We start from the raw sequence: 8668 nt of genomic DNA, 5'->3' as shown, positions 1-8668 counted from the left end.
GCACGGGGCTTTCCTGCGGCGGGCCGCCACCCAAAAACCCCCCCCCCCGGCCCCCCCCCCACCCGCCCCCCCGCTTCACGCACGCGGATGTCTCAGACGTTGAACCCGAGCGCCCTCAGCTGCTCACGGCCGTCGTCCGTGATCTTGTCCGGTCCCCACGGGGGCATCCAGACCCAGTTGATGCGCAGTTCGCTCACGAGGCCGTCCGTGGCGGACTTGGCCTGGTCCTCGATGACGTCCGTCAGCGGGCAGGCCGCCGAGGTCAGGGTCATGTCGATCGTCGCGATGTTCGCGTCGTCGATGTGGATGCCGTAGATCAGTCCGAGGTTGACGACGTCGATGCCCAGCTCGGGGTCGACGACGTCGTACAGCGCCTCGCGGAGTTCTTCCTCCGAGGCCGGCTTCATCTCAGCGGTCTCGCTCATGCCGTCTTCCTTTCGGCGCCGACGCCACCCAGCGCCTGGGCCGTTGCGTCCTTCCACGCCATCCAGCTCAGGAGGGCGCACTTGACCCGGGCGGGGTACTTGGAGACACCGGCGAACGCGACCGCGTCCTCCAGCACCTCCTCCATCGCGTCGTCCGGCTCGATCCGGCCCTTGGACTGCATCAGCTCCAGGAAGGTCTCCTGGATCTTCTGCGCCTCGGACAGTTCCTTGCCGACGAGGAGTTCGTTCAGAACGGACGCCGAGGCCTGGCTGATGGAGCAGCCCTGGCCCTCGTACGAGACGTCCTCGATCGTCGCTCCGTCGTACTTCACGCGAAGGGTGATCTCGTCGCCGCACGTCGGGTTCACGTGGTGCACCTCGGCGTCGCCATCCCTCAGACCACGCCCGTGCGGGTTCTTGTAGTGGTCCAGGATGACTTCCTGGTACATCGAATCCAGCTTCACGGTCTCAGCTCACGCCTCTCAGCCGAAGAAGTTCCGTACGTGCTCCAGGCCGTCGACCAGAGCGTCGATCTCGCCCGGCGTGGAGTACAGATAGAACGACGCTCGCGTGGTCGCAGGAATTCCGTAGCGCAGGCAGACGGGCCGCGCGCAGTGGTGGCCGACGCGCACCGCGATGCCCTGCTCGTCGAGGACCTGGCCCACGTCGTGCGGGTGGATGTCGCCGAGCGTGAAGGAGATCGCCGCGCCCCGGTCCTCGGCCGTGGCCGGGCCGATGATCTTCAGGTCCGGGACCTCGGCGAGCCTCTTCACCGCGTACTCGGTGAGCGCGTGCTCGTGGGCGAGGATCTTGTCCATGCCGATCGAGTTGAGGTAGTCGATCGCCGCGCCGAGGCCGACCGCCTGGGAGATCGGGGGCGTGCCCGCCTCGAACTTGTGAGGCGCCGGGGCGTACGTCGACGAGTGCATCGACACGGTCTCGATCATCTCGCCGCCGCCGAGGAACGGAGGCAGATCCTCCAGCAGCTCCTGGCGGCCCCAGAGGACGCCGATGCCGGTCGGGCCGCACATCTTGTGGCCGGTGAAGGCCACGAAGTCGGCCTGCAGGGCCTGCACGTCCAGCGGCATGTGGGGGGCTGCCTGGGAGGCGTCGATGCAGACCAGGGCACCGACCTCCTGGGCGCGGCGCACTATCGTCTCGACCGGGTTGACCGTGCCCAGGATGTTCGACACCAGCACGAAGGAGACGATCTTCGTCTTCTCGGTGATGACCTCGTCGATGTTGGACAGGTCCAGGCGGCCGTCGTCGGTGAGGCCGAACCACTTCAGCTTCGCGCCCGTGCGCTGCGAGAGCAGCTGCCACGGCACGATGTTGGAGTGGTGCTCCATCTCCGTGATGACGATCTCGGTCTCGTGGTCCACCCGGTAGGGCTCGTCGGCCCAGCCCAGCATGTTCGCCACGAGGTTGAGCGACTCGGAGGCGTTCTTGGTGAAGATCACCTCGTCGCGGCTCGGCGCGTTGATGAACTCCGCCACCTTGTCACGCGCGCCCTCGTACAGCGCCGTGGCCTCCTCGGCGAGGACGTGCACGCCGCGGTGGACGTTGGCGTTGTGCTGCTCGTAGTACTCGGAGAGCACGTCGAGCACCTGGCGCGGCGTCTGCGAGGTCGCCGCGTTGTCCAGGTACACGAGCTTCTTGCCGTCGTGGAGCACGCGGTCCAGGATCGGGAAGTCCTTGCGGAGCGCCTCGGTGTCGAGGAGGCCCGGCAGCTGTGTCACGCGGATGCGCCACCCTTCGTGTAGGCCTCGTAGCCCTCGTCCTCCAGCTTGTCGGCGAGCTCGGCGCCGCCGGACTCGACGATGCGGCCGCCGGAGAAGACGTGGACGTAGTCGGGCTTGATGTAGCGCAGGATGCGCGTGTAGTGCGTGATCAGCAGGGTTCCGACCTCGCCGGTCTCGCGGACGCGGTTGACGCCCTCGGAGACGATGCGCAGGGCGTCGACGTCCAGACCGGAGTCCGTCTCGTCGAGGATCGCGACCTTCGGCTTGAGCAGCTCGAGCTGGAGGATCTCGTGGCGCTTCTTCTCACCGCCGGAGAAGCCCTCGTTGACGTTGCGCTCGGCGAAGGAGGGGTCCATGTTGAGTTGCTCCATGGCCCCCTTGACCTCCTTCACCCAGGTGCGCAGCTTGGGGGCTTCGCCGCGGACCGCGGTGGCGGAGGTGCGCAGGAAGTTGGAGACCGAGACGCCGGGGACCTCGACCGGGTACTGCATCGCGAGGAAGAGGCCCGCGCGGGCACGCTCGTCGACGGACATCTCCAGGACGTCCTCGCCGTCGAGCAGCACGGAGCCGCTGGTGATCGTGTACTTCGGGTGACCCGCGAGCGAGTAGGCGAGGGTCGACTTGCCGGAGCCGTTGGGGCCCATGATGGCGTGCGTCTCGCCCTGCTTCACGGTGAGGTCGACGCCCTTGAGGATCTCCTTCGTGGCGTTGTCGGCCTCGACGGTGACGTGCAGGTCTCGGATTTCAAGCGTTGCCATGGGTGCCTCAGGACTCCTGGGTGAGGGAGACGAGAACGTCGTCCCCTTCGATCTTTACGGGGTATACGGGGACGGGGCGCGTCGCGGGGAGGCCGGACGGCTTGCCGGTGCGCAGGTCGAAGGCGGAGCCGTGCAGCCAGCACTCGATCTGGCAGTCCTCCACCTCGCCCTCGGAGAGCGAGACGTTCGCGTGCGAGCAGATGTCGTGGATCGCGAACACCTCCCCCTCGGTCTTCACGACCGAGACCGGCGTGCCGTCGAGTTCCACCCGCTTCGGGGTGTCCTCCTCCAGCTCGCTCAGCCCACAGGCGCGCAGGAACGTCGACGAGGCAGTCATGCGACCGACGCCTCCAGCTCCTGTTCGATCTTGGCGATGAGGCGCTCCTCGATGTCCGCGACGCCGATCTGCTGGACCAGCCCGGCGAAGAAGCCACGGACCACGAGGCGGCGGGCCTCGTGCTCCGGGATGCCGCGGGCCATCAGGTAGAAGAGCTGCTCGTCGTCGAAGCGGCCGGTCGCGGAGGCGTGGCCGGCGCCGACGATCTCACCGGTCTCGATCTCCAGGTTCGGCACCGAGTCGACCCGCGCGCCGTCGGTCAGCACGAGGTTGCGGTTCATCTCGTAGGTGTCCGTGCCCTCGGCGCTGGCCTCGATCAGCACGTCACCGATCCACACGGCGTGCGCGTCGTCGCCCTGGAGCGCGCCCTTGTAGACGACGTTCGACTTGCAGTGCGGGGTGTTGTGGGTGACCAGGAGGCGGTGCTCCTGGTGCTGGGCCGCGTCGGTGAAGTACAGGCCGAACAGCTCGGCCTCGCCGCCGGTGCCGGCGTAGGAGACCCGCGGGTGCAGACGGACGAGGTCGCCGCCGAAGGTGACCACGAACGACTTGAAGGTGGCGTCCCGGCCGATCAGCGCGTTGTGCTGGCCGACGTGCACGGCCTTGTCGTCCCAGTCCTGGACGGAGACGACGGTCAGCTTGGCGCCGTCGCCCAGGATGTAGTCGACGTTGGCGGCGAGCACCGCGTCGCCGGTGTGGTCGATGACGACGACGGCCTCGGCGAAGGCGCCCAGCTCGATCACCTGGTGGCCGTAGGCGACGCCGCCCTCGCCGTGCACGGCGATGCGGATCGGCTCGGTGAGCACCGTCTCCTTGGGCACGGTGACGACGCCGGCCTGCTCGAAGGCGGAGTACGCCTGGGCGGCGACGCGATCCACCGGGGTGCCCGCCCTGCCGAGCCGCGCGTCGTCGCGGCCGACGCTCTCCACGGTGACGCCCTCGGGGGCCTCGACGGCGACCTTCACGCCGGCGCCGTTCGCGACGGCGGTGCCGTCGTGCAGACCGCGCAGCCGCTCCAGCGGGGTGAACCGCCACTCCTCCTCGCGGCCGTGCGGGACCGGGAAGTCCGCCACGTCGAAGGACGGGGGCGCGCTCATGCGCGTGGCGACGGTCGACTCGGCGGCCACCGCGATCTGGCCCGCGGTGGTGGAGCCCACGGGGATGTTCTGAGCCTCAGCCATGGCTGTCGTTGTGCTCTCTTCCTGCGTCAAGAAATCTGCGTGCTGCCTGTCGGGGGTACGGTCAGCCGACCGAGCCCTCCATCTGCAGCTCGATCAGCCGGTTGAGCTCAAGGGCGTACTCCATCGGCAGCTCCTTGGCGATCGGCTCGACGAAGCCGCGCACGATCATCGCCATCGCCTCGAACTCGGTCAGACCGCGGCTCATCAGGTAGAAGAGCTGGTCCTCGGAGACCTTGGAGACGGTCGCCTCGTGGCCCATGGACACGTCGTCCTCGCGGACATCGACGTACGGGTACGTGTCGGAGCGGGAGATGGTGTCGACGAGCAGCGCGTCGCACAGCACGTTCGACTTCGAGCCGTGGGCGCCCTCGCCGATCTCGACCAGGCCGCGGTACGAGGTGCGGCCGCCGCCGCGCGCCACCGACTTGGAGACGATGTTGGACGAGGTGTTCGGCGCCATGTGGACCATCTTGGAGCCGGCGTCCTGGTGCTGGCCCTCGCCCGCGAAGGCGATGGAGAGGGTCTCGCCCTTGGCGTGCTCGCCCATCAGGTAGACGGCCGGGTACTTCATCGTCACCTTGGAGCCGATGTTGCCGTCGATCCACTCCATGGTCGCGCCCTCGTAGGCCACGGCGCGCTTGGTGACCAGGTTGTAGACGTTGTTCGACCAGTTCTGGATGGTCGTGTAGCGGCAGCGGGCGTTCTTCTTGACGATGATCTCGACCACGGCGCTGTGCAGCGAGTCCGACTTGTAGATCGGCGCCGTGCAGCCCTCGACGTAGTGCACGTAGGCACCCTCGTCGACGATGATCAGGGTCCGCTCGAACTGGCCCATGTTCTCCGTGTTGATGCGGAAGTAGGCCTGGAGCGGGATCTCCACGTGCACGCCCGGCGGGACGTAGATGAAGGAGCCGCCGGACCACACGGCGGTGTTCAGGGAGGCGAACTTGTTGTCACCGACCGGGATGACCGTGCCGAAGTACTCCTTGAAGAGCTCCGGGTGCTCCTTCAGAGCGGTGTCGGTGTCGAGGAAGATGACGCCCTGCTCCTCCAGGTCCTCACGGATCTGGTGGTAGACGACCTCCGACTCGTACTGGGCGGCGACACCGGCGACGAGGCGCTGCTTCTCGGCCTCCGGGATGCCCAGCTTGTCGTAGGTGTTCTTGATGTCCTCGGGCAGGTCCTCCCAGGACTCCGCCTGCTTCTCCGTGGAGCGCACGAAGTACTTGATGTTGTCGAAGTCGATGCCCGACAGATCCGAGCCCCAGTTCGGCATGGGCTTCTTCTCGAAGAGGCGCAGGCCCTTGAGACGAAGCTTGGTCATCCACTCCGGCTCGGACTTCTTCGCCGAGATGTCCCGGACCACGTCCTCGTTCAGACCACGCTTCGCAGAGGCGCCGGCCTCGTCGGAGTCGGCCCAACCGTATTCGTACTTGCCCAGACCCTCGAGTTCGGGGTGAGCAGTCTCCGTGGGGAGAGTCATGCGGGGTTCCTCCCGGCCGTGCTTGCAGATGCTTGGTGGCTCTGGTGATCGGTCTTCGAAATCTTGGGGATGAACGTCGTGCACACGCCGTCGCCGTGGGCGATGGTCGCAAGTCGCTGGACGTGGGTGCCGAGCAGCTCGGCGAAGATCTCCGTCTCCGCCTCGCACAGCTGCGGGAACTGTTCCGCCACGTGGGCGACCGGGCAGTGGTGCTGGCACAGCTGTTCGCCGACCGGTGCGCTGCGCGCCGTAGCAGCGTACCCGTCCACACTCAGGGCCCTGGCGAGCGCTTCGGCGCGCTGGTCGGGGCCGACGCCCTCGATCGCCTCGCGGTACGCGCCGGCCTGGGCGGCGATCCGGGCGCGGGCGAAGGCGGCGACCGCCTCGGCGCCGCCCCCCTGCTCGGCGATCCAGCGCAGGGCGTCCACGGCGAGCTTGTCGTAGGACTGGTCGAAGGCGTCGCGGCCGCAGTCCGTCAGCGCGAAGACCTTGGCGGGGCGGCCACGGGTCCGGGCGCCGTACACGCGCTGCTCGCGCGCCTCCACCACGTCGTCGGCGACCAGGGCGTCCAGGTGGCGTCGCACGGCGGCCTGGGTCAGGCCCAGCCGGCCGGCCAGCTCGGCGACGGTCGACGGGCCGTGGTCCAGGATGGACCGCGCGACTCGGTTGCGCGTCGAGCGCTCTCCGGTCGCCAGCTCCTCGTGCGGGGTACCCACCGGGGTCTCCCGAGCCTCGCCGACGTTTTTCACAACGCCATTGTTGCGTAATTCCTCGGAGACTGACAAGCCGCGTCCGGATCATCGGACGGTGCCCTGCATCACTTAGGCATACCTAATCTGACCTGCGGAAATGATCTTCTGATCGATCATTCGGCTCGGGTCTCCGGGCTATTTCGGTGGCGTCGGACAGGCCCGTCGGGAAGACTCCCGAATCATGCCCACACCCCCTCCGACCGGCCCTCTTGTCACTCGCGACACGATCGCCGCACAGCTGCGCCTGCTGGGTGTCGAGACCGGCGAAACCCTTCTGGTACACACCTCGCTCAGTTCCCTCGGCTGGGTCAACGGAGGGGCCGTCGCCGTCGTGCAGGGGCTCCTGGACGCCCTCGGCCCGTCCGGCACGCTCGTCGTCCCGACCCAGTCCGCGGACCTGTCCGACCCGGCGGTGTGGAGCAGCCCTCCGGTCCCCGAGGAGTGGTGGGACAGGATCCGCGCCACGATGCCCTGCTACGACCCGCCGACCACCCCCACGCGCGGGGTCGGCGTGCTCCCGGAGACCGTGCGCACCTGGCCGGGCGCCCGGCGCAGCGCCCACCCGCAGACCTCCTTCGCGGCGCTCGGGCCGCGTGCCGCCGAGATCACCGAGAGCCACGCCCCCGACTGCCGGCTGGGCGAGCGCAGCCCGCTCGCCCGGCTGGAGAAGCTGGCCGCCCGGGTCCTGCTGCTGGGCACGGGCTACGAGGCCTGCACCAGCTTCCACCTCGCCGAGTACCGCATACCGTCCCCGCTGGTGCGGGTGGGCCGGCCGGCCCCGGGCGGCGGCTGGGAGACGGTGACCGAGGTGTCGATCACCTCGGACCGCTTCGACGAGCTGGGCCACGACTTCGAACGGGCCCGGCCCGTCGTACGGGGAAAGGTCGGCGCGGCCGACGTACGGCTGTTCCCGGTGGCCGACGCGGTGGCCTACGCCGAGCGGTGGCTGGCCGTGCACCGACCCCGTACGAAGGAATTCCCGCACTCCCCGCCGCTCCCGGCTCCGGTCGAGCAGGGGCACCCCCACGACTGAACGGCAAGCGGTCTCCCTAGACTCTGGGTCCATGCGAAGTGAGCCCGTGGTCCAGGTCCAGGCCCTGGTGAAGCGGTACGGCACGAAGACCGCGGTGGACGGCCTCGACCTGGCGGCCCAGACGGGCGTGACCGCCGTCCTCGGCCCCAACGGGGCGGGGAAGACGACCACGGTCGAGACCTGCGAGGGGTACCGGAAGCCGGATTCCGGCACGGTGCGCGTCCTGGGCCTCGACCCGGTGCGGCAGTCCGCCGAACTGCGTCCCCGTATCGGCGTGATGCTCCAGTCCGGCGGGGTGTACTCGTCCGCCCGGGCGGACGAGATGCTGCGGCACGTCGCCAGGCTGCACGCGCATCCGCTGGACGTGGACGCACTGATCGAACGCCTCGGGCTCGGCTCCTGCGGGCGCACCGGCTACCGGCGGCTGTCCGGCGGCCAGCAGCAGCGGCTGGCGCTCGCCATGGCCGTCGTGGGGCGTCCCGAGCTGGTGTTCCTGGACGAGCCGACCGCGGGTCTCGACCCGCAGGCCCGCCGGGCCACCTGGGACCTGGTCAGGGACCTGCGCGCCGACGGCGTCTCGGTGATCCTCACCACGCACCACATGGAGGAGGCCGAGCAGCTCGCCGACGACGTGGCGATCATCGACGGCGGCCGGGTCATCGCCCAGGGCTCCCCCGAGGTGCTGTGCAAGGGCGGCGCGGAGAACACACTGCGCTTCACCGGCCGCCCCGGCCTCGACGTGGGCTCGCTGCTCAAGGCGCTCCCGGCCGACTGCACGGCCGCCGAGCTGACCCCGGGCAGCTACCGGGTCGTCGGCAAGGTCGACCCGCAGCTGCTGGCCACGGTGACCTCGTGGTGCGCCCAGCACGGGGTGATGCCGGACCGGATCTCGGTGGAGCGGCACACCCTGGAAGACGTTTTCCTCGAGCTGACCGGCAAGGAGCTGCGCTCGTGACG

Annotated in this window: 10 protein-coding genes; 2 read left to right on the top strand and 8 right to left on the bottom strand. The window is 69.0% G+C overall.

The window, feature by feature from the left end; translation table 11 throughout:
• Positions 1-92 precede the first annotated feature (92 nt).
• The 8 genes from AB0H32_RS28985 to AB0H32_RS28950 all read right to left on the bottom strand — a co-directional run bounded on the left by AB0H32_RS28985 (position 93) and on the right by AB0H32_RS28950 (position 6675).
• Positions 93-425 (bottom strand): metal-sulfur cluster assembly factor, encoded by a 333-nt coding sequence (locus tag AB0H32_RS28985; protein WP_361126148.1) that lies wholly within the window; start codon positions 423-425, stop codon positions 93-95.
• Entirely contained in the window at positions 422-889 is a 468-nt protein-coding gene (sufU, locus tag AB0H32_RS28980) for a Fe-S cluster assembly sulfur transfer protein SufU (RefSeq protein ID WP_361126145.1), read from the bottom strand. The genes AB0H32_RS28985 and sufU overlap by 4 nt, the downstream gene beginning before the upstream one ends.
• A gap of 18 nt (positions 890-907) precedes the next feature.
• Positions 908-2164, bottom strand: coding sequence for a cysteine desulfurase (locus AB0H32_RS28975; RefSeq protein ID WP_361126142.1), 1257 nt, complete (start codon positions 2162-2164; stop codon positions 908-910).
• Positions 2161-2925, bottom strand: coding sequence for a Fe-S cluster assembly ATPase SufC (sufC, locus tag AB0H32_RS28970; protein ID WP_361126139.1), 765 nt, complete (start codon positions 2923-2925; stop codon positions 2161-2163). The genes AB0H32_RS28975 and sufC overlap by 4 nt, the downstream gene beginning before the upstream one ends.
• A gap of 7 nt (positions 2926-2932) precedes the next feature.
• A complete protein-coding gene (locus AB0H32_RS28965) occupies positions 2933-3262 on the bottom strand; it encodes a non-heme iron oxygenase ferredoxin subunit (protein WP_066992152.1) in 330 nt (109 codons plus the stop codon).
• Positions 3259-4443: a Fe-S cluster assembly protein SufD gene (sufD, locus tag AB0H32_RS28960; RefSeq protein ID WP_361126136.1), complete on the bottom strand. Its 1185-nt coding sequence runs from the start codon at positions 4441-4443 to the stop codon at positions 3259-3261. The genes AB0H32_RS28965 and sufD overlap by 4 nt, the downstream gene beginning before the upstream one ends.
• A gap of 61 nt (positions 4444-4504) precedes the next feature.
• Complete coding sequence (gene sufB, locus AB0H32_RS28955) at positions 4505-5926, bottom strand: Fe-S cluster assembly protein SufB (protein ID WP_361126133.1); 1422 nt, start codon at positions 5924-5926, stop codon at positions 4505-4507.
• Complete coding sequence (locus AB0H32_RS28950) at positions 5923-6675, bottom strand: metalloregulator ArsR/SmtB family transcription factor (protein WP_361126130.1); 753 nt, start codon at positions 6673-6675, stop codon at positions 5923-5925. The genes sufB and AB0H32_RS28950 overlap by 4 nt, the downstream gene beginning before the upstream one ends.
• 184 nt (positions 6676-6859) lie before the next feature.
• Between AB0H32_RS28950 and AB0H32_RS28945 the strand changes: the two genes are divergently transcribed.
• On the top strand, positions 6860-7711 hold the full coding sequence (locus AB0H32_RS28945) for an AAC(3) family N-acetyltransferase (RefSeq protein WP_361126127.1): 852 nt from the start codon (positions 6860-6862) through the stop codon (positions 7709-7711).
• Between the two features lie 31 nt (positions 7712-7742).
• A complete protein-coding gene (locus AB0H32_RS28940; protein ID WP_361126124.1) occupies positions 7743-8666 on the top strand; it encodes an ABC transporter ATP-binding protein in 924 nt (307 codons plus the stop codon).
• Positions 8667-8668: the final 2 nt, after the last annotated feature.

Source organism: Streptomyces sp. NPDC020362 (assembly GCF_040642095.1).
In the GTDB taxonomy this organism is placed as follows: Bacteria; Actinomycetota; Actinomycetes; order Streptomycetales; family Streptomycetaceae; genus Streptomyces.
This window is presented reverse-complemented; position numbering and strand designations above follow the sequence as displayed.